16 protein-coding genes are annotated in these 23828 nt (G+C 72.3%); 8 read left to right on the top strand and 8 right to left on the bottom strand.

The window, feature by feature from the left end; genetic code table 11:
- Positions 1–217: 217 nt before the first annotated feature.
- Both WME83_RS17985 and WME83_RS17980 read right to left on the bottom strand, forming a co-directional pair.
- Entirely contained in the window at positions 218–1864 is a 1647-nt protein-coding gene (locus WME83_RS17985; protein WP_437320508.1) for a GMC family oxidoreductase, read from the bottom strand.
- Positions 1861–2445, bottom strand: coding sequence for a gluconate 2-dehydrogenase subunit 3 family protein (locus WME83_RS17980; RefSeq protein WP_437320507.1), 585 nt, complete (start codon positions 2443–2445; stop codon positions 1861–1863). Before WME83_RS17980 ends, WME83_RS17985 begins: the two co-directional genes overlap by 4 nt.
- Before the next feature lie 202 nt (positions 2446–2647).
- On the opposite strand from WME83_RS17980, the gene WME83_RS17975 reads away from it, so the two are divergent.
- Entirely contained in the window at positions 2648–4258 is a 1611-nt protein-coding gene (locus WME83_RS17975; protein ID WP_437320506.1) for a hypothetical protein, read from the top strand.
- A 70-nt stretch (positions 4259–4328) separates the two neighbouring features.
- On the opposite strand, the gene WME83_RS17970 is transcribed toward WME83_RS17975, so the two are convergent.
- The 4 genes from WME83_RS17970 to WME83_RS17955 form a co-directional block, all read right to left on the bottom strand.
- Positions 4329–6449 carry an ATP-dependent DNA helicase gene (locus tag WME83_RS17970; protein WP_437320505.1) on the bottom strand — a complete coding sequence of 707 codons (2121 nt, stop codon included), beginning with the start codon at positions 6447–6449 and terminating at the stop codon, positions 4329–4331.
- Positions 6450–6459: 10 nt separating this feature from the next.
- Positions 6460–6885: a hypothetical protein gene (locus WME83_RS17965; RefSeq protein ID WP_020735556.1), complete on the bottom strand. Its 426-nt coding sequence runs from the start codon at positions 6883–6885 to the stop codon at positions 6460–6462.
- Positions 6886–7013: 128 nt separating this feature from the next.
- Positions 7014–7388 (bottom strand): PilZ domain-containing protein, encoded by a 375-nt coding sequence (locus WME83_RS17960; protein ID WP_437320504.1) that lies wholly within the window; start codon positions 7386–7388, stop codon positions 7014–7016.
- A gap of 87 nt (positions 7389–7475) precedes the next feature.
- Entirely contained in the window at positions 7476–7985 is a 510-nt protein-coding gene (locus tag WME83_RS17955; protein ID WP_061622969.1) for a hypothetical protein, read from the bottom strand.
- Positions 7986–8115: 130 nt separating this feature from the next.
- Between WME83_RS17955 and WME83_RS17950 the strand changes: the two genes are divergently transcribed.
- The 5 genes from WME83_RS17950 (at position 8116) to WME83_RS17930 (ending at position 16059) form a co-directional block, all read left to right on the top strand.
- The gene (locus WME83_RS17950; RefSeq protein ID WP_437320503.1) at positions 8116–9921 is read left to right on the top strand and encodes a peptidylprolyl isomerase; all 1806 of its coding nucleotides are present in this window, start codon (positions 8116–8118) and stop codon (positions 9919–9921) included.
- A complete protein-coding gene (locus WME83_RS17945; RefSeq protein WP_437320502.1) occupies positions 9918–11213 on the top strand; it encodes a M16 family metallopeptidase in 1296 nt (431 codons plus the stop codon). The genes WME83_RS17950 and WME83_RS17945 overlap by 4 nt, the downstream gene beginning before the upstream one ends.
- Positions 11214–11517: 304 nt before the next feature.
- A complete protein-coding gene (locus WME83_RS17940) occupies positions 11518–12627 on the top strand; it encodes an ArsR/SmtB family transcription factor (RefSeq protein ID WP_437320501.1) in 1110 nt (369 codons plus the stop codon).
- Positions 12624–13940, top strand: a complete 1317-nt coding sequence (gene ahcY / locus WME83_RS17935; RefSeq protein WP_437320500.1) for an adenosylhomocysteinase — start codon at positions 12624–12626, stop codon at positions 13938–13940. Before WME83_RS17940 ends, ahcY begins: the two co-directional genes overlap by 4 nt.
- Before the next feature lie 46 nt (positions 13941–13986).
- Positions 13987–16059, top strand: a complete 2073-nt coding sequence (locus WME83_RS17930; RefSeq protein ID WP_437320499.1) for a bifunctional aldolase/short-chain dehydrogenase — start codon at positions 13987–13989, stop codon at positions 16057–16059.
- 20 nt (positions 16060–16079) lie between these two features.
- Here the strand turns inward: WME83_RS17930 and WME83_RS17925 are convergent, their stop codons facing one another.
- Both WME83_RS17925 and WME83_RS17920 read right to left on the bottom strand, forming a co-directional pair.
- Complete coding sequence (locus tag WME83_RS17925; RefSeq protein ID WP_437320498.1) at positions 16080–17585, bottom strand: MATE family efflux transporter; 1506 nt, start codon at positions 17583–17585, stop codon at positions 16080–16082.
- 66 nt (positions 17586–17651) lie between these two features.
- Positions 17652–20522 carry a serine/threonine-protein kinase gene (locus tag WME83_RS17920; protein ID WP_437320497.1) on the bottom strand — a complete coding sequence of 957 codons (2871 nt, stop codon included), beginning with the start codon at positions 20520–20522 and terminating at the stop codon, positions 17652–17654.
- A 278-nt stretch (positions 20523–20800) separates the two neighbouring features.
- Here WME83_RS17920 and WME83_RS17915 point away from each other — a divergent pair, with 278 nt between their 5' ends.
- Positions 20801–21295: a hypothetical protein gene (locus tag WME83_RS17915; RefSeq protein ID WP_437320496.1), complete on the top strand. Its 495-nt coding sequence runs from the start codon at positions 20801–20803 to the stop codon at positions 21293–21295.
- A gap of 412 nt (positions 21296–21707) precedes the next feature.
- The gene (locus tag WME83_RS17910; RefSeq protein ID WP_437320495.1) at positions 21708–23744 is read left to right on the top strand and encodes a DsbA family protein; all 2037 of its coding nucleotides are present in this window, start codon (positions 21708–21710) and stop codon (positions 23742–23744) included.
- The last annotated feature ends 84 nt before the right edge of the window (positions 23745–23828 follow it).

The following is a 23828-nucleotide window of genomic DNA, read 5'->3' as shown; positions in this document are numbered from 1 at the left end:
AGCTTCCCTCCCAGCTCGGCGGACGGACGGCTCGGCCCCGTGCGATATGAAACGTGCCGTTAAACTTGTAGCTCGCGGGGGCCTCTCATCAACTCGGGAGTTGCCTCCTTCTCGGGTGCAAGGCCCCCCTCACATGCCGTCCGTGACATGTGGTTCTGCGCGACGGATGCGACGCCCCCGGATCGCTGGCTCCTGTGGTGACACGCCGCCGCGCGCATCACCAGCGCTCGATGATGCCGCACGCGATGCGATCGGCCAGCGCCATGCACGTAAGCATCGGGTTCACGGCGGGACTTCCAGGAAAGACGCTCGTGTCGGCGACGTAAACGTTCTCGAGGTCGTGGCAGCGCCCCTCCTCGTCGACGACCCCGTCCCGCGGCCTCCGCGACATGCGCGCCGTGCCGAACGCGTGGTTCGCCGCGGTGATCGTGTCGCGCCCGTCGAGCCGCTTGCTCTTCAGGATCTCGGCGTCTTCCGGCGACGTCAGCTCGTCGGGGACGCCGTGCAGCCCGGGCAGGATCGACGCGGCGCCCGCCGCCCAGCAGATGTCGGACAGGATGCCGAGGCCGCGCTGGATCTTCTCGACGTCGCGCGGCGCGTAGTCGAACCGCACGTCGGGATCCCAGCTGCCCCGCTTTGGACGGACGGTCCCGCGCGACTGCTCGGCGGCGATGATCACGTCGAACGGGGCCATCCGGTTGTAGGTCCGGAGGTGCCGCTGGTAGTCGTGGCCGAAGCCGGGGAACCGCGCCGCGAGCACGGCGGGGGGCGACCAGAGGACCTCGAGCTTGATGCCCTGCTCGAGGAAGTGGAGCGAGTGATACCCCTGGGTCGCGCCCTCCCACGGGTCGATCGGATCGGGGAACACCGCCATGATGGCGAGCCCCGGGTGGAGCTGCAGCTCGTTGCCCACGTAGCCGCTCGAGTTCGCGGCGCCGCTGCGGAGCAGGATCAGCGGCGTGGCCATGCAGCCCGCGGCGAGCACGACGAGCTTCGCCCGGATCTCGACGGGCGCGCCCTCGCGCCACGTGAACGGCTCGATCGTGCGGCCGCGCATCCCGGCGGCCCGCCTGCCGGACACGAGCAGGTGCTCGGCGCGCACGCTGGTGAACACGCGCGCGCCCGCCCGGATGGCGGCCGGGACGTACGAGATGTCGGTCGACACCTTGGCGCGGTTGCGGCACCCGGTGAAGCACTCGCCGGAGCCGCGGCAGCCGCGGACGTTGCGGTGGGTCGGCTCGCTCGACAGCCCCAGCGCGTCGCAGCCGCGCTTGAAGCGCAGGTTGCGCTCGCCCTGTACCTCGATCGGCGTGGGCGCGACGCCGAGCAGGCGCTCGACGCGCTCGTAGTGGGGCAGCAGCGCGTCCAGGGTGATCGCCTCGGTGCCCGTCCGCGCCGCCCACTTGTCGAACACCCAGGCGGGCGAGCGCGCGCAGATCGCCGAGTTGACGACCGAGCCGCCGCCGAGCGCGATCGCCTGCATGGTCGGGATGAGCATGCGCCCGCGGGCGGCGCGCATCCCGCCCTCGCGCAGCGTGCGCGCCAGCGACTCGCCCGCCTCCTGCCGGAAATCCTCCACCCCGAGCGGCGGGCCCTCCTCCACGAGGATCACGTCGCGCCCCGCCTCGGCGAGCTCCTTCGCGACGACCGCCCCGCCCGGCCCCGAGCCGACGACGAGCACCTCGCACGAGGCCCTCACCTCGCCGTCGTAGTCGGCGAACACCTTCACCTGCGGGCGCGGCTCGGCGGACGGGAGCGGCTCCACCTCGGCCCTCGAACGGAGCGTGGACAGCGGGAGCGAGCGCCGATCGCCGCGATCGGGGTGCGCGGAGCGCGGCGGCTCCTGGAAACCGGGGAGCTTCACGCCGTCACCCCCGGCGCGAGCGACGGGGGCTCCACGGCGACCGGCTCTGCAGGAGCGCGCGCGGCCGCGCGCCGCTCGAAGGGCGTGGGACAGCAGGCGACGCCGATCGCGCAAGCGACCTTCTCGTTCGCGAGGTAGCCCATCGAGAGCATCGTCCGGAGCGAGAGGAACGTGACCCGCCGGAGGTAGATGCAGCTCTGCGACATCGAGGCGAGCACCGCGATGCGATCGGCCTGCGGGAGGCGCGTGAAGCGGGCGCGGCGCGGCCCGAAGACGCAGGGCGAGAGCTCGACGAAGTGGAGGAGCAGCCGCATGTACGGCCGCAGCGGCCGCGGCGTGCGCGCGACGTAGCGCTCCATGTACTCGACAAGCCCCGCCTCGGTGCCGGAGAGCGGGATCGGACCGCCGGCGGGAAAGAGCGCGTCGGCGGCGGCAGCCACGATGGCCCGCTCCCTCACGGAGAGCGCGCGGGCGGGGGCGCCGGGGGCCGAGGCCCTGCGGGCGAGGCCCACGGCGGCGGCGAGCGCCGCAAGGGCAATGACGAGACAGACCACGGGCAGGTGCGCAACGAGCTCGCTCATCACTCGACTCCTTCCTTCCCAGCGCGGGAAGCCATCGCCTGGCTACCTCGACAGCGTAATCCGACGCCCGCAGTGCGCAATTTTGTTCGCACTGCGTCGGGATGTTCGCACACCATTCCGTGCTGATTTACGCAGCCCGAGGTTGCGGGTGTGACAATCGCGGTATCGTCCGCGCCCGATGAGCGACGAGCCCAGGAGCGCGGTGGATACGGACGAAGCGGCGGGAGGCGACGAGTCGACGGAAGACGAGGAGGCGCTGGAAGAGGAGCGCCCGACGGCGCCGGCGCGCGATCTTCGGGCGTGGCTCGCCGGCGCTCCCCTCCCCGACTGGCTGCACATCGCGCTCGGGCTGGCCGTGCCGATGCTGGTCACGCTCGTGGCGGCGGTGCGCGTCTCGAGCTTCACGATCGACGACGCGTACATCTCGTTCCGCTACGCGGAGAACCTCGCGAACGGAAATGGGCTCGTCTACAACGTGGGCGAGCGCGTCGAGGGCTACACGAACTTCCTCTGGACGGTGCTCCTCGCCGCGGCGATGAAGCTCGGCGCGACGCCCGAGACGGCGGCGAAGGTGCTCGGCGCCGCCTGCGCCGCGCTCGCGCTCGTCCCCACCTACCTCCTCTCGCGGCGGCTGCGCCCGTTCTCGAACGTCCCCTGCCTCGCGACGTGGTTCCTCGCGACGAGCATCCTCTTCTCCGGCTACGCGGTGTTCGGGCTGGAGACGCCGCTCTTCCTCCTGCTCACGCTCGCCGGGACCGAGCTCTTCTTCCGCGAAGAGGACGCCGCCGCCTCGGGCGACGCGCCCCGGGGCGCGCGCGCCTTCCCCTGGTCCGGCGCGGTGTTCGCGCTCGCCGCGCTCACCCGCCCGGAGGCGCCGCTGTTCCTCGGGCTGCTCGTCGTCTGGCACGCGGAGCAGGCGTTCACGCGCCGGAACGTGCTCCGCCTGGGCATGTTCGCGCTCCCCGTCGCCGCGCACCTGCTCTGGCGGCACAGCTACTACGGCGCGTGGCTCCCGAACACGCTCGCCGCGAAGACCGGCAACTTCTCGCAGCAGCTCCAGGGCGGCAGCGACTACGTCCGCAAGTACGCGCAGCACGCCGGCGCCTTCCTCTGGCTCGGGCTCTTCTCGGTCGCCTCGTCCCTCGTCCACCGGCGGCGGAGCGGCCTCGCGATCGCGTCGATCGCGCTGCTCTTCGGCGTGTACGTCGTCTTCGTGGGCGGCGACTGGATGCCGTATTTCCGGTTCCTGGCCCCCGCGGAGCCGTTCGCGTTCCTGCTCGCCGACCACGCCGTCCGCGCGATCGCCGCGCGCCGCGAGCGGGCAGCGTCGCTCGCGATCGCCGCGTTCGGCGCGATCACGCTCGCGACCCGCACCGGAGAGCTGGTGCGGGCCCAGCGGAACATCCTCGTCAACGACAAGGGCTTCTGGGACGACGCGGCCGGGCGCACGGCCGACTGGCTCGTCCAGAACGCAGAGCCCGGCCCCATCGCGATCGCCGACATCGGCTACGTCGGTTACCGCACGGGCTTCCCGGTGGTCGACATGCTGGGGCTGCTCAGCCCCGAGGTCTCGCGCCTCCCGGGCGGGTACACGAACAAGGTGGGGACCGGTTACACCGACGCGCTCTTCGCCAAGAACCCGCGCTACTTCCTGATCATCGCCTCCGGGACCGACTGCAAGAACCCGACGGTGCCCTCCTCGCGCGCCTCGTACGGCGATCCAAGGTTCAAGAAGGATTTCAAGCTCCGCCAGGCCATCGGCCTGAAGAAGGGCGGCGCCTGGTGCATCTACGGGAAGACGTCGTACCCCTGACGAGCGACGGGGCGCGCGCTCGCCCCACCTCGCGCGCCCACCCCAAGGATCGCGCGCCCTGCGGCGCGCGTCAGGGCGCCTCGCCCCGCCGGCGCTCCTCCGCTTCCGCTCGCTCCGCGCTCTCCGCCCCCGCTCTCGCCGCCGCGGCGGCCCAGAACGCGCGCACGTCCTCGATGCGCTCGGTCCGGCGCGCGTCGGGCAAGCTGTCGAGCAGCACGCGGCCGTAACCGCGCGTGCGGACCCGCCGGTCCAGGATCGCGACGATGCCGCGGTCGGTCCGCGTGCGGATCAGCCGGCCGAACCCCTGCTTCAGGGTGATCGCGGCCTGCGGGACGCTGTAGGCGATGAACGGATTGCCGCCGCTCTGCTCGATCGCCGCGCACCGGGCCGCGACGACGGGATCGGTCGGCACCGCGAACGGGAGCTTCTCGATGATCACGAGGCGCAGCGCCTCGCCAGGGACGTCCACGCCCTCCCAGAAGCTCATCGTCGCGACCAGCACGGCGTGCCGCTCGGCGCGGAAGCGGCGGAGCAGCGTGCCCTTGGGCGCGTCCCCCTGCACGAGCAGCGGCGCCTGCTGCCGCGGCGCGCCCCCGACCGCCCGGGCCTCGGCCGAGGCGCGCGCGAGCCGGACGCGCAGCGCGGCGGCGAGCGCGTTCATCGCCCGGATCGAGGTGCAGAGGACGAACGCGCCGCCGCCCGTGATGCCGATGAGCTCGGCCATGCGATCGGCCGCGCGCTCGACGAACGCCGCGTCGGTCGCCTCGGGCAGATCGCGCGGCGTGTAGAGCAGCGCGGCGTTCGGGTAGTCGAAGGGCGACGGGACCGTGAGCTCGTCGATCGGCACGGGCACGTCCTCGTCGAGCCCCATCCGCGAGCGGAGGAAGCGGAACCCCGACCCGCCGGAGCCGCCCGTCGTGAGCGTGGCGCTCGTCAGCACGACGGCGCCGATCCGCTCGAAGACGTGCTCGCGCAACATGTTCCCGAGATCGACCGGCGACGCGCCGAACGAGACGCCGCGGCCGCGCACCTCGACCCACGTGACCTGGTTCGTCGCGGGGTCGACGATCCGCGCGGCGTCCTCGCGCAGCTGGGCCGCGCGGTTGCCGACGAGCTGCACCGCCTCGGCGATCGCGTTCGCGCTCGCGTACCCGGCGAGCGCCTCGAGGTGGTTGTCGAGCCGGTGGTAGGCCTCGAGCAGCTCGCCGGACCAGGCGTCCCTGGGGAGCGGGACGCGCGCGTCGCCGCGATCCCCGCTGCCCGCCGCGGGGCCGCCGAGCGCCGCGAGCCGATCGAAGAGGGCGTCCGCGGACTCGCGCACGACGGCCGTGATCGCCGTCCCCTCGCCCCGGCCGAGGATGCGGTCGGCGAGGCCCGAGGCGATGAAGGCGCGGTCCGCGTCGCGCAGCATCGAGTCGACCCGCGCCCGCGAGACCCGGACGCCGAAGAAGCTCGTCGCGATGTCCTCGAGCTGGTGCGCCTCGTCGAAGATGACCGCGTCGTACGGCGGGAGCGCGCCCGCGCCGGCGAAGCCGCGGCGCGCCCCGGCGATCTTCAGCGCGAGGTCCGCGAAGAAGAGGTGGTGATTGACGATGAGGAGGCGCGCCGCCTCGCTGTCGCGCTTCATCCGCGTGACGAAGCAGTCCTCGTAGTAGTCGCACGACGCGCCCAGCCGCGTCTCGCTGGACGACGCCACCTCCCGCCAGACCGGATCCCCCTCGGCGAGGTACGCGAGCTCCGCGACGTCGCCCATCTCGGTCTCCTGCGCCCACGCCTCGATGAGCGGCAGCGAGCGCCCCGCCGCCCCGGCGCCCGCGCCGGGGCTGTGGCGGAGCTCGTTGAAGCGGCGCAGGCAGAGGTAGTTGCCGAGCCCCTTCACCAGCGCCGCGCGCGGATCCAGCCGGAGGTGCTCGGCGACGAGCGGCAGGTCCTTCGTGTAGATCTGGTCCTCGAGCGCCTTCGTCGCGGTCGAGACCACCACCTTGCGGCCGCTCAGGATCGCGGGGACGAGGTAGGCGAGCGTCTTGCCGGTCCCGGTGCCGGCCTCGCAGAGGAGGACGCGGTCCTCGGCGATCGCCCGCTCCACGGCGCTCGCCATCGCGAGCTGCCCCTCCCGGTCCTCGTACCCGGGGAGCCCGCGCGCGAACGGCCCGGAGGGCCCGAGCAGGCTCGCGGCTCGGTCGAAGGGCATCGTCTACCGCTTACCGCGGCAGGGCAGTCTTCTCCAGCGAGAGGGCGAACCCCACCTCGCTGACGGCGAGCTCGAGCGACGCCACGGGCTTCTCGAACTGGACCTCGCACCAGGTGTCGAGCGTCCGTTCGGCGTCGCCGGGGTCGCGGACGTGACGGAGGGCGGCCTCGCCCTCGGTGTAGCCGCGCGCCACGGCGGGCTCGGCCATGCCGCGCGCCCGCTCGAAGAGCTGCTCGTCCGTCGCGCCCGGGAAATCGTTGCGCTGCGCGCGCACGACGAGCCCGACCCGCAGCGGCTCGGCGCCCACGACGATGCCCGAGTCCATGAGCAGGTTCTCCCGCACCCGCTCCGCGACCTGCACGGCGTCGCCCCGGGTGCGGTAAACCTCGAATCCGGCTTGGAGCAGGGCCTTCTTTATCTCCGCGGGTGTCGGCATCTTCCGCTGGTTTCCGGCTACCCCCAGCTGTCAGCAGGAACATCCATCGCAAAATTGCGGGTGCCTCGTCAAGCTGACAGCGTTCCCCAGGGGTGTGGCGCTTTGGCGCGCCGGCGCGCTCGTGCCGCTCACGAGCGCGACCGTGACGATCGCGACGCTCCGGCGTCCAGCCCGGCGCCGCCCTCGGCGCCGTCGGGGCCATCCAGGAAGCACACCCCGACGATGGAGCCGTCCGGCTCGTCCTGCACCCACATGATCCGGCCGGGTCGCGGGGACCTGCCGTCGAGCCAGACCGTTAGCTCCGTACCGGGGTCGAGTGAATTTTCTATCACCACCCGGAGCCCGCCGACGCTCACGTTGAGCGTCCAGCCGGAGACGGCGCGATCGCCCGTCTCCAGGCGGACCCGCTCGCTCAGCTCGCGGCGGGCGCTCCTGCGGCGGTTGGCCAGGAGCTCAGGGGGAATCTGGAGCGACGGGGGAGTGAGGGTTCTGCGTCGAATCACAGAAGAAAATTACAAGCACACGCCGTGCCCGAGGACAGAAAAGTCGGCGGAGGCTGATATTCAGCGTGGACGTGAGCGCGGGCTCGCTCAGTGAGCGTCGGCGTGGTCGGGCTTGTGGCCGGATCCGTCGCTCGGCTCCTCGAAGACGGAGACCGGCTCGAGCAGGGACAGCTGGTCGCGCTTGATGCCCACGCCCTTGTCGGAGAAGAAGAGGTCGTTCTCCTGGAGCCGCGAGCGCACGCGGGCGATGAACAGGATCGGCATGCCCGCCTGCGTGTAACCGAGCTGCACCAGCGTGCCCTTGGGCCAGCTGCCGCCGTCGAACGAGAGCTCCTTGCGCAGCGTGTAGAACCCCTCCGCGGGGAGGCGCTGAAGCGTGTCCGCCCACGTCGTCCCGCGGAACGGGACCGCGGGGCCGTGGAAGTGCCAGCGGTTGTGCACGTTGTGATCGGGCGTCGTGACCGTCGGCAGACCGTTGTCCGAGTGGTTGTGGAAGGAGACGAGGATGCCGGCAGGCACCTTGTCTTCGTTTCCGGGGAGCGGCTTTGTCGTCAGGTAGAGGCCGCAATCAGGGAGGTGTGACTTCGAGCTTGCCATGGCCTGAGCCCCTAGCCCCGCTCTCGACCGCCGTCAAAGACACGCCGTCGACGCCGTGCTATGCCGCGCCTGGCCAAGGCCGGAGGCCGCTCGAGGAGCGAGCGGCGCACGCCCCGGGAGCGAGCCCTTCGTGAACAGACTGAGCCAAATCTTCGGCGCCGCCATCGTCATCGCGATCGCCGTCGTCTTCATCGTCCAGTTCCGCCCGAACACGGGCCCCGTGCAGTCGGCCGCGAGCACCTGCGCCGTCGAGGTCCGAGGCAGCTGCATCTCCTCGGTCGAGTTCAACGCCTCGAGGAACCTGCTCGCGATGCGCAGCGTCGACGAAAACCGCCTCCGGGCGATGGGCTACCGGCGGCTCACGGCGGAGGGGCTCTACGAGCGGTGGCTGCTCAACGAGGACGCGAAGCGCCTCGGGATCACCGTCTCGGACGACGAGCTGACGTCCGAGCTCGTGGCCGGCAGGGTGCGTGTCTCGCTGCCGGCCGACAAGATCCGTCAGGTCGGTTATGCCCTCAATCTCCGGGAAGACCTCATTCGCTACCTGGACGTCCGCAACCGCCAGACCAAGAAGTTCGACAGCAAGCAGTACGAGAAGCAGATCCGGGCGATCACGAAGATGAGCCCGACCGATTTCCGCGACTACCAGCGGAAGGAGCTCATCGCCGCGCGGATGCGCGATCTCATCCGCGCGCGCGTCCGGGTCGGCGAGAACGAGGCCTTCGAGCAGTTCTCGCGGGAGAAGTCGACCCGGACGCTCAGCTACGTGCGCTTCGACCGGCGCTTCTACGGCGACCTCGTCGTCGACACGTCGGAGAAGGCGGTCCAGGCCTGGGCGGACGCCAACAAGGAAGAGCTCGACAAGGCCTGGGAGGGGCGCAAGGCGCAAGTTCTGCCCGAGTGCCGCGTCGCGCGAGACCTGATGGTCGAGGTGAAGCCCGCGGAGGCCGAGCAGGGGCCGGAGGCGGGCAAGGCGGCCGCGAAGGCGCGCATCGAGGCGGCGGTCCAGCGCCTCAAGAAGGGCGAGAGCTTCGCCGACGTGGCGCGCAGCGCGAGCGACGATCCGAGCGCGGCGCGCGGCGGCGATCTCGGCTGCGTGACCAAAGGCCGGCTCAGCAAGCCCGTCGAGGACAAGCTCTTCGCGATGAAGGCCGGCGAGGTGTCGGACATCATCGAGACCGAGGACGGCTTCCACGTGATCAAGCTCGAGCAGATCGCGAAGGACGCCGACGCCGAGAAGATCGGCCGGCTGGAGACGGCGCGCGACCTCTACACGGCCCACGAGTCGGAGCGGCTCGCGGCCGAGGCCGCGAAGCAGGTGCTCGCCGCCGCCGCGGGCGGGAAGTCGCTGGACGACGCGCTCGCCGCGCACCTGGCCCAGCTCACGCCCGCGAAGGACAAGGCCGGCGCCGGGGCGAAGGCGGGCGAGCAGCCCGCCGCCGCGAAGCAGGACGGGAGCAAGAAGGACGAGGCGGCGAAGGACGGCGGCCAGGCCGAGCCCGGCGACGCGCGGCCGCCCTACACGATGGCGAACCACCCGAACCGGCCCACGGTCGAGACGAGCCTGCCGTTCAACGTGTCGGGCTCGCCGATCACGGACGCGAGGGACAGCACCGAGGCCGCGCGCATCGCCTTCCAGCTCGACAAGCCGGGCGACCTGCCCAAGGACGTCGTGGCGCTGGAGAACGGCTACGCCGTGATCCAGCTCAAGGAGAAGACGTCCGCGAGCCAGGAGCAATGGGACAAGGATCGCGAGTTCTACACCGCCGCGATGCGGGCCGCGAAGCAGAACGACGCGCTCGTCGGGTACATCCGCCGGCTGAAGTCGACGATCGGCAGCGAGGTGAAGTACGACCAGAACCTCCTCAAGGAGTCCAAGCCGGCCGACGACGGCTCCGGCGAGCCGGCGCTCCCGATCGAGGACGAGGGGGAATGACGCCGCTCCCGCCGCGTGACGCGCGCGACATCGTCCTCTCGAACGGCCTCAAGGTCGTCCTCGTCCCGCAGCCGCACGTGCACCGGGCGGTCGCCTCGCTCTACCTGCGCGTCGGCTCGAGGTTCGAGACGCCGCAGAACAACGGGATCTCCCATTTCCTGGAGCACATGGTGTTCCGGGGGACGCCGACGCTGCCGTCGGCGCACGCGCAGGCGCTCGCCTTCGAGCGGCTCGGCGGGACGCTCTACGCGGCGACCCACGTCGACCACGGCGTGATGAGCATCTCGGTCCCGCCGGCGAACCTGGATCCGGTGCTCGCCCTGCTCGGCGAGGTCGCCACCTCGCCCCGCTTCACCGCGATCGAGGTCGAGCGCGGCATCGTGCGCGAGGAGATCCTCGAGGACCTCGACGACGAAGGGCGCGACATCGACGCGGACAACAACGCGCGCGCCCTCATGTACGAGCGGCACCCGCTCGGCTTCACCATCACCGGCGGCATCGACGCGCTCGATCGCTTCGACGAGCCGATGCTGCGCGCCCACCACGCCCGGCACTACACGACGGCGAACGCGGTGCTCTGCCTCGCGGGGCGGATCGATCCCGACGCGTGCGCGCGGGCCGTCGAGCGGCACTTCGGCGCCATGCCGCGCGGCGAGCTGGTGCCGGCCTCGCCGCCGCCGAACGGCCAGAAGAAGCCGAGGTTCCGCTTCATCGAGAACCAGTCGAGCCAGACCGAGCTGCGGGTGGCGTTCCGGGGCGTGAGCGAGCGCGATCCGCGCGAGCCCGCCGTGGAGATGCTGCTCCGCGTCCTCGATGACGGCATGTCGACGCGGCTCTACGAGCGGATCTGCGACCGGCTCGGCCTCTGCTACGACGTGTCGGGGATGTTCGAGGCCTACGAGGACGACGGGGTCGTCGACATCGCCGCGGGCGTGCAGCACGACCGCGCGACCGTGGTGGTCCGGGAGATCTTCGCGCTGCTCCGCGAGCTCTCCGAGGTCGGCCCGCGCGAGGACGAACTCGCCAAGGCGCGCGACCGCCACCTCTGGTCGGTGGAGGCGATGCTCGACGACGCCGAGGCGACCGCCGGCTTCCACGGGCTCGCCGCGCTCGCCGACATCACCCGCACCCCGGAGGCGCGGCACGAGGAGCTCGCCCGAGTCACGGTCGAGGACGTGCGCGACGCCGCGCGCACGCTGTTCCGGCCGGAGCGCCTCACCGTGGTGGCCGTGGGCCTGCTCCGCTCCGCGGAAGAGGCGAAGCTGGAAAAGGCCGTCCGCTCGTTCGGCTGAGCCCGCGAGCAAGCGAGTCCGTCGGCGCGCGAGCCCGTCGGCACGCGCGCCCGTCAGCGGCGACGGCGACCTGCCGAGAAGGCTGGAAATCCAGAGCGGGTGGGAATGAGCTCGGTGGGCGAGCCTACCCACGGAAGAGTCTCCTGGCGTAGGCCCGCTGACAGCTGTTCGCCGAGGCTGGCCAGCGCCACCGCTCGCCAAGCGCGCCTGCGCGCCGCCGCAGCGGCCTGCGCCGCCGCGGGCGCGCTCACGCCCCGCGAACATTCTATTTGCATCTATGCGCATCGACGCATATATATGATCCGTGGTCACGGTGACGGAGCTCCCTGCCCAGCCGACGGAGGCGGTCGCGCGCTGCGAGCTGTACCGGCTCCTGTCGGATCCGGTGCGGGTGCGGCTCCTCGGCCTGGCCGCGGCGGAGGAGCTGGCGGTCGGCGAGCTGGCCGAGCTCCTCCGCGAAGGCCAGCCGAAGATCTCGCGCCACGCGGCCGCGCTCCGCGAGGCGGGGATCCTGCTGGCCCGCCGCCAGGGGACGTGGACGCTGCTCCGCCTCGACCCGCGCGCCACGAGCGACCCCGTCGTCGACGACGCCGTGCGCGCGGGGCAGCGCGCGTGCGCGGCCGACGGGACGCTCGCGCGCGTCGAGGAGGTGCTCGCCGCGCGCGACGCCGAGACGCGCGAGTTCTTCGCGCGCGGCGGGCGCCCGCTGCGGTCGGGGCCGCCGTCCGAGCTCGCCGCCTACCTCGCCGCGCTCGCGCCGCTCCTGCCCCACCGCCGCCTGGCGATCGACGCGGGCACCGGCGACGGGGCGCTGCTCGAGGTGCTGGCCCCCGTCTTCGACCGCGTGGTCGCGCTCGATCGCGCGAGCGCCCAGCTGCAGCTCGCGGGCGAGCGCCTGCGGCGGCGCAGCCTCGAGAACGTCGAGCTCGTGTGCGGCGAGCTCGACGGGCCCGAGGTGCACCGCGCCGTGGCCCGCGCGCTCGGCGTCGATCCGAGGGAGGCGGGCGAGGCCTTCGCCGGGGGCGCGGACGTGGTCTTCGCGGCCCGCGTGCTGCACCACGCGCCCCAGCCGGCGAGGGCGATGCGCGCCCTCGTCGAGCTCGCGCGTCCCGCCGCGCCCGGCCCCGGCGAGGACGGCGCGCACGCCCGCGGCGGCGCGGTGTGCGTGCTCGACTACGAGGCGCACCACGATCAGGCCCTGCGAGAGCAGGAGGCGGACATCTGGCTCGGCTTCTCGCCGGACGACCTCCGGCGCATGGCCGAGGAGGCCGGGCTCTCCGGCGTCGAGATCCGGCGGCTGCCGTCCGCCTGGCAGGGCGAAGGTCCGGATCGACACCTCGTTTGGCAGCTGCTCGTCGGCTGGCGCGGCGCTCGCTCGAGCGCATTCACCGGAAAAGGCAAAGGGACACCATGACTGCTGAGAAGAAGCTCTCCTACAAGGTCGCCGACATCACGCTTGCAGACTGGGGTCGCAAGGAGATCCGCATCGCCGAGAAGGAGATGCCGGGCCTCATGGCGCTCCGGGCCGAGTACGGCCCCTCGCAGCCGCTCAAGGGCGCGCGCATCGCCGGCTGCCTCCACATGACGATCCAGACCGCGGTGCTGATCGAGACGCTGATCGCCCTCGGCGCCGAGGTCACCTGGACGAGCTGCAACATCTACTCGACGCAGGACCACGCGGCGGCGGCGATCGCGGCGGCCGGCATCCCGGTCTTCGCCTGGAAGGGCGAGACCCTCGAGGAGTACGACTGGTGCATCGAGCAGCAGCTCTACGCCTTCAAGGGCGGCAAGGGTCCCAACATGATCCTCGATGACGGCGGCGATCTCACGATCATCGCCCACGAGAAGCACCCGGAGCTCTTCACCGGCAACGACCCGATCCGCGGGCTCTCGGAGGAGACGACGACGGGCGTGCACCGGCTCTACGAGATGCACCGCGCCGGCAAGCTGAAGGTGCCCGCGATCAACGTCAACGACTCGGTGACGAAGAGCAAGTTCGACAACCTCTACGGTTGCCGCGAGTCGCTGGGCGACGGGATCAAGCGGGCCACGGACGTGATGTTCGCCGGCAAGGTCGCCGTCGTCTGCGGTTACGGCGACGTCGGCAAGGGGTGCGCGCAGTCGCTGCGCGGCCTCGGGGCGCGCGTGATCATCACCGAGATCGACCCGATCTGCGCGCTGCAGGCGGCGATGGAGGGCTACGAGGTGAAGCGCCTCGAGACCGTCGCCCCGATCGGCGACATCTTCGTCACGGCGACCGGCTGCGCCGACGTCGTGCGCGCCGAGCACATGCTCGCGATGAAGGACGAGGCGATCCTCTGCAACATCGGCCACTTCGACTCGGAGATCCAGATCTCGTGGCTCGAGAAGAACCCCGAGATCAAGGAGGAGAACATCAAGCCGCAGGTCGACCACTTCATCTTCCCGGACGGCAAGCGGCTCATCGTCCTCGCGCGCGGCCGGCTCGTGAACCTCGGGTGCGCCACGGGCCACCCGTCGTTCGTGATGTCGACCTCGTTCTCCAACCAGGTCCTCGCGCAGATCGCCCTGTGGACGGAGAAGTATACGGTTGGCGTCCACCTCCTGCCGAAGCGGCTCGACGAGAAGGTCGCCGCGCTGCACCTGCCGAAGCTCGGGGTCGAGCTGACGCAGCTCACGCAGGAGCAGGCGAAATACCTGGGCGTCCCCGCCGAGGGCCCGTTCAAGGCCGAGAACTACCGCTACTGATCGGCGGGCTTCCGGCGCCTCCGCCGCTGGGGTAGGCGGCCGGTCGATGGATCCTCGCCACAGCAAGGACGAAGCCCAGCGCTACCTCGACACCTACGCCGCGTCCTGCGGCGAGGATCTCGCCCTCCGCGTCTACACCTCGCGCCTGCTCGGCGCCGATCCGTCGCTCGTGCTCCACGGCGGCGGGAACACGAGCGTCAAGAGCTCGGCCGTCGACCTGCTCGGCGATCGCGTCGACGTGCTCTTCATCAAGGGCAGCGGGTGGGATCTCGCGACGATCGAGCCGCGCGGCTTCCCGGCGTGCCGCCTCGCGCCGCTCCAGCGCGCCTGCGCGCTCGAGGCGATGACCGACGAGCAGATGGTCGCGCTCCTGCGCGGCCAGATGCTGGATCCGTCGAGCCCCACGCCCTCGGTCGAGGCGCTGCTGCACGCGATCATCCCCGCGAAGTTCGTCGATCACACGCACGCGGACGCCGTGCTCTCGGTCATCGATCAGCCCGGCTCGGCCGAGATCGTGCGGGCGATCTACGGGGATGAGGCGCTGTTCGTGCCGTACGTCATGCCCGGGTTCGCGCTCGCCCGCCGCGTCGCCGAGCTCGTCCGTGGGCGCCTCGCGCAGGGCGGGCTCCCGTCCGTGATGATCCTCGACAAGCACGGCGTCTTCACGTGGGGCGAGACGGCCGAGGAGAGCTACACGCGCATGATCGACGCCGTGACGCGCGCCGAGCGCTACATCGCCCAGCGCAGCGCGATCGTCTCGCACCCCACGGTCGCGGCGCCGGACCCGGACATCCGGGCCGCCGTCGGGCCGGCGGTGCGGGGCGCGCTCGCCCGCGCCTCGGGCCGCCCCTGGGTCTCCACGCTCCGCACGGGCCTGCAGCTCATCGCGTTCTGCGAGCGCGACGACGTCGCCCGGGTCTCGCAGATCGGCTGCGCGACCCCGGACCACGTCATCCGCACGAAGGCGCGGCCGCTCGTCGTGAGCGGCTGCGACGTGACCGACACGGCGCGCCTCCGCGCGGCCGTCGAGCAGGGCATCGCCAAGTACGTGGCCGAGTACCACGAGTACTTCCGACGCTCCTGCGCGGCGCGGGGCGTCGTCCGCGACGAGCTCGATCCGTTCCCGCGCGTGCTGCTCTTCCCCGGGGTGGGCGCGCTGTGCGTCGGCGGATCGCACGCCGAGGCGGAGATCGTCGCGGACGTCTACGAGCACACCGTCTCGGTGATCGAGGCCGCCGAGGCGCTCGGCGGGTACCAGCCGGTCCCGGAGCTCGACCTGTTCGACATGGAGTACTGGAGCCTCGAGCAGGCGAAGCTGAAGCTCGGGGCGGGGCAGAGGGGCCCGCTCGATCGGCGGATCGCGCTCGTGACGGGCGCCGCCTCGGGGATCGGCCACGCGACCGCGGCGGCGTTCCTCGCGGCCGGGGCGCACGTGGTGCTGGCCGATCGCGACGAGGAGCCGCTCGAGAAGGCCGCCGCCGAGCTCGGGGCGCGCCACCGCGGCCGCTGCCTGAAGGTCGCCTGCGACGTGCGCAGCGAGGCGAGCGTGAACCGGGCGTTCGCGCAGGCCGCGGCGCACTTCGGCGGCGTCGACGTCGTCGTGTCGAACGCCGGCCGCGCGTTCTCCGGGCCGATCCACACATCGGAGGGGCACGAGGCGCTGTGCGCCTCGCTCGAGCTGAACCTGCTCGGCCACCAGAACGTCGCCCGCGCGGCGGCGCGGGTGCTCCTCGCCCAGGACTCGGGCGGCGCGCTCCTGTTCAACGCGTCGAAGAGCGCGTTCAACCAGGGGGCCGACTTCGGCCCGTACGCCGTCGCCAAGGCGGCGCTCGTCTCGCTGATGCGCCAGTACGCCGTCGATCTCGGCCGCCACGGCGTCCGGGCCAACGCCGTCAACGCCGACCGCATCCGGACCGCGCTGTTCGGCGCGGGCCTGCTGGAGGCGCGCGCCCGCGCCCGCAACGTCTCCGTCGACGACTACTTCCGCGACAACCTGCTCCGGCGCGAGACCACCGCGGCCGACGTGGCGCAGGCCTTCCTGTACCTCGCCACCGCCGAGGCCACGACGGGCTGCGTCGTGACCGTCGACGGCGGGAACGCCGCGGCGTTCCCCCGCTGAGCGCGCGTCAGCGCCACTCTTTACGAGGCGCCCGGGCCGCCGCCCGCGCCGAGCGCGGCCTCGTCGGGCGGGCGCTGGGGGTCGAGCCGGATCTTCTTCCAGTCCCCGGAGCGGAACTTCCACACCATCGTCGCGGCGAGGAGGACGACGTAGATGACGCCGGCCCCCCAGATGCCCATCAGGCCGAAGCCGAGCGTGATGCCGAGCAGCCACGCGAGCGGGACGAGGCAGGTGAAGTGGAGGATGAGCTCCACCACCATCACGAACACCGTGTTGCCCGCGCCGAAGAGCGCCTGCGTCAGGATCATGCCGACCGCGACGAGCGGCGTGGCGATGCCCATCACCTGGAGCGGCCGGAGCGCCGCGGCCTGGACGAGCTCGCTGCTGCTGGCGAACGCGAGGATCTGCGGGGCGAAGATCGCCTCGAGCAGGCCCACGACCCCGAAGATCGCGAGCCCCAGCCGGACGCTCACCCAGCCGAAGCGCGCGGCCTTGTCGCCGTCCCGCTCGCCGAGCGACTGCGCCACCAGGGTCGCCGTCGACGTGCCGAAGGCCAGGCAGGCGGTGAACGTGAGCTTCAGGATCCCGACGATCACCGTGGTCGCCGCGCCGTAGACCGGCTCCGCGCGGCCGCCCGGGCAGAGCGGCGAGACCACGCCCGCCGGCGCGACCTGATCGAGCTTGCTGGCGATCGCGTAGAACAGGCCGAAGCCGGTCATGATGGCGACGGTGGCGACGGCGCTCGGGATCGACAGCTTGAGGATGGACCAGGTGAGCGGGGCCGAGAGCTTGCTCGTGGCGAACGGCCGGTAGACGCTCCGGTACTGCGGCAGGAGCGCGTACGCGAGCATGATCGCGAGGCCGACGTAGGTCGAGATGAAGCCCGCCATGCCCGCCCCGGCGATGCCGTACTTCGGGATGCCGAGCGAGGCGTTGCCGAAGATGAGCAGGAGGCAGAGCACGATGTTCAGCGCGTTCATCGCGACGGCCGAGACGAGGTGGATGTGCGTCTTGCCGATGCCGTCGAAGAACGCCTTCAGGGCGAACGTCGCCGCCATCGACGTCACCCCGAGCAGGCGCCAGCCGAGGTAGTCGAGCGCCGCCTGCCGCGCGTCCGGCACCTTGATGATGACCGACAGGATGTACGGCATCGTCAGGTACCCGAGCGCGGAGAACGCGACGCCGGCGACGAGCGCGAAGAACAGGGCGTTCGCGAGGACCGCGCCCGCGTCCCCGGGGCGCTGCTCGGCGAAGCGGCGCGCGGTGAACGCCTGCGTGCCGACCGAGATCGCGCTGAGCGAGCCGCCGAACAGCCAGAGGACGATCAGCGACGGCAGGAGCGCCGCGTGCGCGTTCGACGACTCGGGGCACGGCAGGTGCGCGAAGAAGACGATGTCGACCTCGTTGACGATGCTCTGGGTGAGCATCGCCGCCACGGTCGGCAGCGCGAGCCGCAGGATGGCGCGATGGGGCGGGCCCGAGGTAACGGCGTTCGAGCCAGGCGCGGACAGGGAAATCTGAGCCATCGCAGGCTGCGCGGTATACAACGCGGCAGCGTGCGCGCGAGAGAAATGCGCCGCGTGCGGCGCAGCTTACTCGGCCTTGGCGACCCGGGACCGCCGCTTGTGACGGCGCCGCTTCGCCTCGGTGTGATCCTCGTGCCCGTTGCCCTCTTTCTCTGCCGTGTCGGCGTCGCCGCGGGCGGGCGTCGACGCCGCCGGCTCGCGGGCCGAGGACGAGGACGATCGCTCGCGCGCCTTCGTCTCGCGCTTCGCGACCTCGCGCGACGCGCGATCCGCCGGGCCGCGCGCCGCGGGCTTGTCGGCCTTCGGCGCCGATCCGCGCGCCGCCACCGCCGGGCTGCGCGGGGCGACCTCGCCCCTCGCGGGCGGCTTCGCGGCGTCGGCCTTCGCGACGGCGGGCTGAGCGGGCGGCGCGGACCCTGCGCGGGGCGCGGCCGCATCGGACGCGGCGGCGGGCAGGGCCGCGAGCGCCCGCGGGGCATCGCTCCCCTGCCCCGCGCCCGGCGCGAGCGCGCCGGCCGCAGCGGCCGCGAGCGCGGGCGCGCCGGCGGCCTGCGCCGTCGCGGCGGCCGCGAGGGCCTGCGCGGCTGCGACGCTGGGCGGCGCCGCTGCGCCGGTGGAAGGCGCCTCCGCGGCCCCGGACGGCGCCTCCGCGGCCCCGGACGGCGCGCCGGCGGACGGCGCGTCGACGGCCTCGGCGCCGGGCGCAGCGGCCTGAGCCGCCTGCCCCGGCGGCGGGGACGCCTCACCCTGGACGTCGAGCAGCGCTGCGGCGGCGGGGACGCGCGCCGCGATCTCGCGCCCCTTGCCCACGACGACCGCGCCCGCGAGCGCCATCACGGCGGCCACGGCCGCGAACCCGACCGCGCGGCGCCGGGCGCGCGCGCGCCCGGGCGCGCCGAGCGCCCTCAGGATGGCCTGACGCATCTCGGCGGCGCTCTGGAAGCGGACGCTCGGATGGCGCGCCAGCGCGCGCATCACCAGCTCGTCGACGAACGGCGGGATCTGCCGCGCCGGGGCGCGCTCGCGGAGGCGCTCGGGGCTGCCCTTGATCTTCGCGTCGAGCAGCGCGACGAGGCTCGGCTCGACGAACGGCAGGCGCCCCGTGAGCATCTCGTAGAGGACGCAGCCGAGCGCGTAGAGATCCGCGCGCCCGTCGATGCGCCCCGACGCGGCCTGCTCGGGCGCCATGTACTCGGGCGTCCCCACGATCGCGACCGCGGCCCGGGCCGGCCCCTCCCCCGCGCCGGTCGCGTCCGCGACGCCGTCGCCCTCGCCGCGATCGTCGGCGAGGCACTTCGCGAGCCCGAAATCGAGCAGCTTCAGGCCCGCCTCCGCGATGGGGGGCGAGGCGTCGGCGCCGCTCGGGCGCGTCAAGAACAGGTTCTCGGGCTTGATGTCCCGGTGCACGAGGCCCTCGGCGTGCGCGAGCTCGAGCGCGCTCAGCACCTTCATCGCCACCGCGAGCGCGTCCCTCCAGTCGATCGCGGCCCCGCGGGCGAGCACGGCGTCGAGCGTCTCGCCCTCGAGCAGGTCCATGCCGCAGAACAGGCGGCCATCCGCGGCCATGCCGAAGTCGTGGACCTTCACGAGGTGCTCGTGGGCGAGGCGCGAGAGCACGCGCGCCTCCCGGCGGAAGCGGTTCGCGACCGCGTCCGCCGCGGACTGCTCGGCGGAGACGACCTTGAGCGCCACGCGGCGCCCGAGGTCGACGTGCTCCGCCTCGTAGACGGTGCTGCTCGCGCCGGTGCCGATCTCGCGCAGCAGCCGGTAGCGCGTGCCGGGCAGCATGCCCTCGTCGCCGCGCTCGGCGGAGGCCATCGCCTCGGCGCGGGGGCTCACCGGCGTGACGGCCGCGGCGCGGTGCGCCTTCGCGGCGGCGACGAGGGCCGCGAACTCGCCGCGCGAGCGCCCCGGCTCGCCCGGGAAGAGCCGCTGCATCAGGTGCGCGGCCCGCGCGCGCACGCCGCGCTCGCCGCCCGGCAGCGCGGCCGCCGCGCCGAGGAGCGCGGCGAGGTCGCGCGCGGCGGCGCGGCTCGACGGGTGCCGGGCTTCCCGGTCGAAGGCCGTGAGCCGCGCGATCGCGGCGTCGAGCGTCGGCGGCGCCCCGAGCGAGAGGGCGATCGGCGGCGGATCGTTCTGGTTGCGCGCGACCGCGGCCATGTGCGTCTGCGCGTCGCCCTGGAGGAAGCGGCGCCCCGCGCACAGCTCCCAGAGCATGATCCCGAGCGCGTAGAGGTCGACCCGCGCGTCGCCCGGGTCGCCGTTCGCGACCTCCGGCGCGACGTAGCCCGGCTTCGCGAACACGACGCCCGCGACCGTGTGGCAGCGCCGGTTCTGCCCGCGGGCGGTCCCGAAGTCGATGATCTTCACGTCGCCGGAGAAGCCGAGCATCACGTTCTGGGGCGACAGGTCGCGGTGGACGATGCCGAGCGCGGCGCCCGACGGGTCCTTGCGCTCGTGCACGTGGGCGAGCGCCTCGGCGATCATCGTCGCGATCGCGACCGCCTCCGCCCAGTCGAAGCGGTGCCCGAGCTGCACCGCGCGCGCCCGGACCTCGCCGAGGCTCCGGCCCTCGACGTGCTCGACGACCGCGTACGGCTCGCCGGTCGCCGGGTCCACGTCCGCCTCGATGACCTGCGCGACGCCGGAATGCTGGAGCTGCGCCTGCACCCGCGCCTCGTCGAGGAAGCGGGCGATGTAGCTCGGATCCGACGCGTGCTCGCGGCGGATGATCTTCACGACGACGGGGCGCTCGGCTCCCTCGAGGCCGGTCGTCGAGGCGAGGAACACCTCGCCCATGCCTCCCCGAGCGATGCGCCGCAGGAGCACGTAGCGGCCGAGCGGTCGGGGAACATCGTCCGCAGCGAAGCCGCTCTTGGTGGGCTCATGCGAGGGCGGAAGAACCGGGCGGGGCACGGTCGCGGAGGAGTTCGCCATGAACCGAACCTATCGGATGTAGGACAAGGTGGGCCAACTTCGCGCTGGCGCACCGAAACGGGCCACGCTCCCGGGGCGCCGCCGCCGGGCCACACCGTTTCGACACAGGGGCTCTCCAGGTTATCCACAGGGTTATCCACACCCTGTCGACAAGTCGCGGCCCCGGGCGGTCGTCCTGAGCGGCGCAGGGATCCGTCCAGAGGAACCTGAAAACGCCGCGTTCTTCGGGAGTCCAGGCCATTGCTCTCCTCTCGGGCCTCGGCTACTCCTTGGCAGGGATGTCGCGACACGCCGCCCAGCGCCTGATGACCTTGCTGACGTTCGCGTTGGCGCTGGTCCTGCCGCTGCGAGCGCGCGCTGCGATCGTTCCGGTCTGCGACGACGACCGGATGACGATCGTCGCGCCGCCGGACGAGCCGTCGTGCACCGTCCTGACGAGCGTCGACGACGAGACCGGCGAGACGAGGGCCGCGCCCATCTGCGATCCGCGCGGCGCTTCCTCGGTCGCCCCGCCCCGCACGCTGCCGATGACCGACGACCGGATCGACGCCGCCCCCGGATGCGAGGGGGGCGATCTCTGGCCGAGGGTCGGACCGAACTCGGGTCACCCCAGCCCTGTGAGCGAGCTCTCCAGCCCGCCGCAGCAGGCGGTGCTCGTTCCGGAGCTCGTCCTGCCTGCCCCGTGCGCGCCCGTGGGGGTCTTCTCGTTCCTCGCGGCCTCCGGGGGGCCGCGCGCCGGCGTGCCGCAGGGCGTCTACCACCCGCCTCGATGAGGCGAGCTCGCCGGCCGGGCCGCCCCCGATCGCGCCGCGTGGTCTCTCGGAGCCCGCTGCGGGCGATTCGCGCTGGTCTTGCCGCGAGATCCGGAGCGTTCGCCGGTCTGACCCGAGCCCGCTAGGCGCTCGTCCGGGCCCACGTCGCGCAGGCTCGCCCTCTCGAGGGCGGCGCCCCTCGCGCGACGGAGGCCGGGCGCTGGCGCTGGCGTGACCGGTCCAGAGCGGTCCCGGCGCTCCGCCGGGGGCTGCGGCCGCGCCGTGCGGCGGCGGCTCCTCCGGCCCAGGGTGGCTCGCCGCCCTGGGAGCTCACGATTGGCGATCTTGTCGCGAGCGCGCACCTCGTGTCGCGCCCGCGTTGAAGGAGGGGCCCGCCTGGCGGAGCTCCACCACCGTTGAGAGAGGAAACATCATGAACAAGGGAACAGCCATCGTCGGCTTTCTTCTCTGCTTCATCGCAGGGATGGGGCTGATGTGGAGTATCGATCGGAGCGCCGGCTCGCGCGGGCATGAGATCTCGGCGATCCCCGAGGACGGCCAGGCGTGGAGCGACGAGGACGCGGCCGTGCCCGTGTCGTCGAAGGACCCCGTGTGGGGCGCGCGGACGGCGCCGGTGACGATGGTCGTCTTCAGCGACTTCGAGTGTCCGTTCTGCAGCCGGGTCGAGACCACGATCAACCAGCTCAAGGACAAGTACGGTCCCGAGAAGCTGCGCATCGTCTGGAAGAACAACCCGCTCCCGTTCCACAAGAACGCGCGGCCGGCGGCGCTCGCGGCCGAGACCGTGTTCCGCCTCGGCGGCTCGAAGGCGTTCTGGAAGTTCCACGAGCTCGCCTTCCAGAACCAGAAGAGCCTCACGCCCGACAACTTCGAGAAGTGGGCCGGCGAGGCCGGCGTCGACAAGGCGAAGTTCAAGGCGGCGTACGATCGGCAGGAGTACATGGCCAAGATCGACGCCGACATGGCGGTCGGCAAGACGTCCGGCGTCACCGGCACGCCCGCCTCGATCATCAACGGCGTGTTCCTGAGCGGCGCGCAGCCGGTCGACAAGTTCACCGCCGTCATCGACGAGCAGCTCAAGGCCGCGCAGGCCGCGATCGCCGCGGGGACGAAGCCCGAGAAGGTGTACGCCAAGCTCGCCGCGGAGAACAAGGCGAAGGCGCCGCCCCAGAAGGAGCGCGAGCGCCCGCAGGAGGACGACAAGACGGTCTGGAAGGTGCCCGTCGGCGACGCGCCCGCGAAGGGCCCGGCGACCGCGCTGGTCACCATCGTCGAGTGGTCCGACTTCCAGTGCCCCTTCTGCAGCAAGGTCGTCCCGACGATCGACGAGATCCTCAAGACCTACGGGGACAAGGTCCGGTTCGTCTGGAAGAACAACCCGCTCCCGTTCCATCAGCGCGCGGAGCCCGCGGCCGAGCTCGCCATGGAGGCCCGCGCTCAGAAGGGCGAGAAGGGCTTCTGGGACGCGTATGAGCTGCTCTGGAAGAACCAGCAGAAGCTCAACGACGAGGACCTGCTCGGCTACGCCAAGGAGCTCGGGCTCGACGTCGAGAAGGTGAAGGCCGCGATCGCCACCAAGAAGCACGGCGCGGGGATCGCCGCCGATCAGGAGCTCGCGGACGACCTGCAGGCGTCCGGGACCCCGCACTTCTTCATCAACGGCCGCCGGCTCGTCGGCGCGCAGCCGATCGACAAGTTCAAGACGATCATCGACGAGGAGATCAAGAAGGCCGAGGGGATCCTCGCGAAGGGCGTCGCCGCCAAGGACCTCTACGCCGAGATCATCAAGGACGGCAAGGAGCCGCCGCCGCCCGAGCGCAAGGAGATCGCCGCGCCGCCGCCGAACAGCCCGTGGAAGGGCGGCGAGCGCGCGAAGGTCGTGATGCAGGTCTTCTCGGACTTCGAGTGCCCGTTCTGCAAGCGCGTCGAGGACACGGTCGCGCAGATCTCGAAGACCTACGGCGACAAGCTGAAGATCGTGTGGCGCCACCGGCCGCTGCCGATGCACAAGAACGCGCCGCTCGCGTCCGAGGCCGCGCAGGAGGCCTACGCGCAGAAGGGCAACGCCGGGTTCTGGGCGTACCACGAGGTGCTCTTCAAGAACCAGGGTCAGCCGGACGCCTTCTCGCGCGCCTCGCTCGAGAAGTACGCCGAGGAGCAGGGCCTCGACATGACGAAGTTCAAGAAGGCCCTCGACGCGAACACCCACAAGGCGTTCGTGGACTCCGAGAACTCCGTGGCGGACAAGGCGGGCATCAGCGGGACGCCGGCGTTCGTCGTGAACGGCTACTTCATCAGCGGCGCGCAGCCGTTCTCGAAGTTCAAGAAGCTGATCGACAAGGCCCTGAAGGAGGCCGGCGAGACCGCGCCTGCCGCGGCCAAGGTGGACGCCGTCAAGAGGCCGGCGCCCGCCGTGCAGCCGGCCGCCGCCCCCGCCGCCCCCAAGTGAACCGCCCGCGCGCGGTCTGATCTCCCGCCGAACCTGACCCACCTGCCCGAGGGGCGGCTCCCGACGACCGGATGAGCCGCCCGC

The organism is Sorangium sp. So ce385, from assembly GCF_051474135.1.
In the GTDB taxonomy this organism is placed as follows: domain Bacteria; phylum Myxococcota_A; class Polyangia; order Polyangiales; family Polyangiaceae; genus Sorangium; species Sorangium cellulosum_D.
This window is presented reverse-complemented; position numbering and strand designations above follow the sequence as displayed.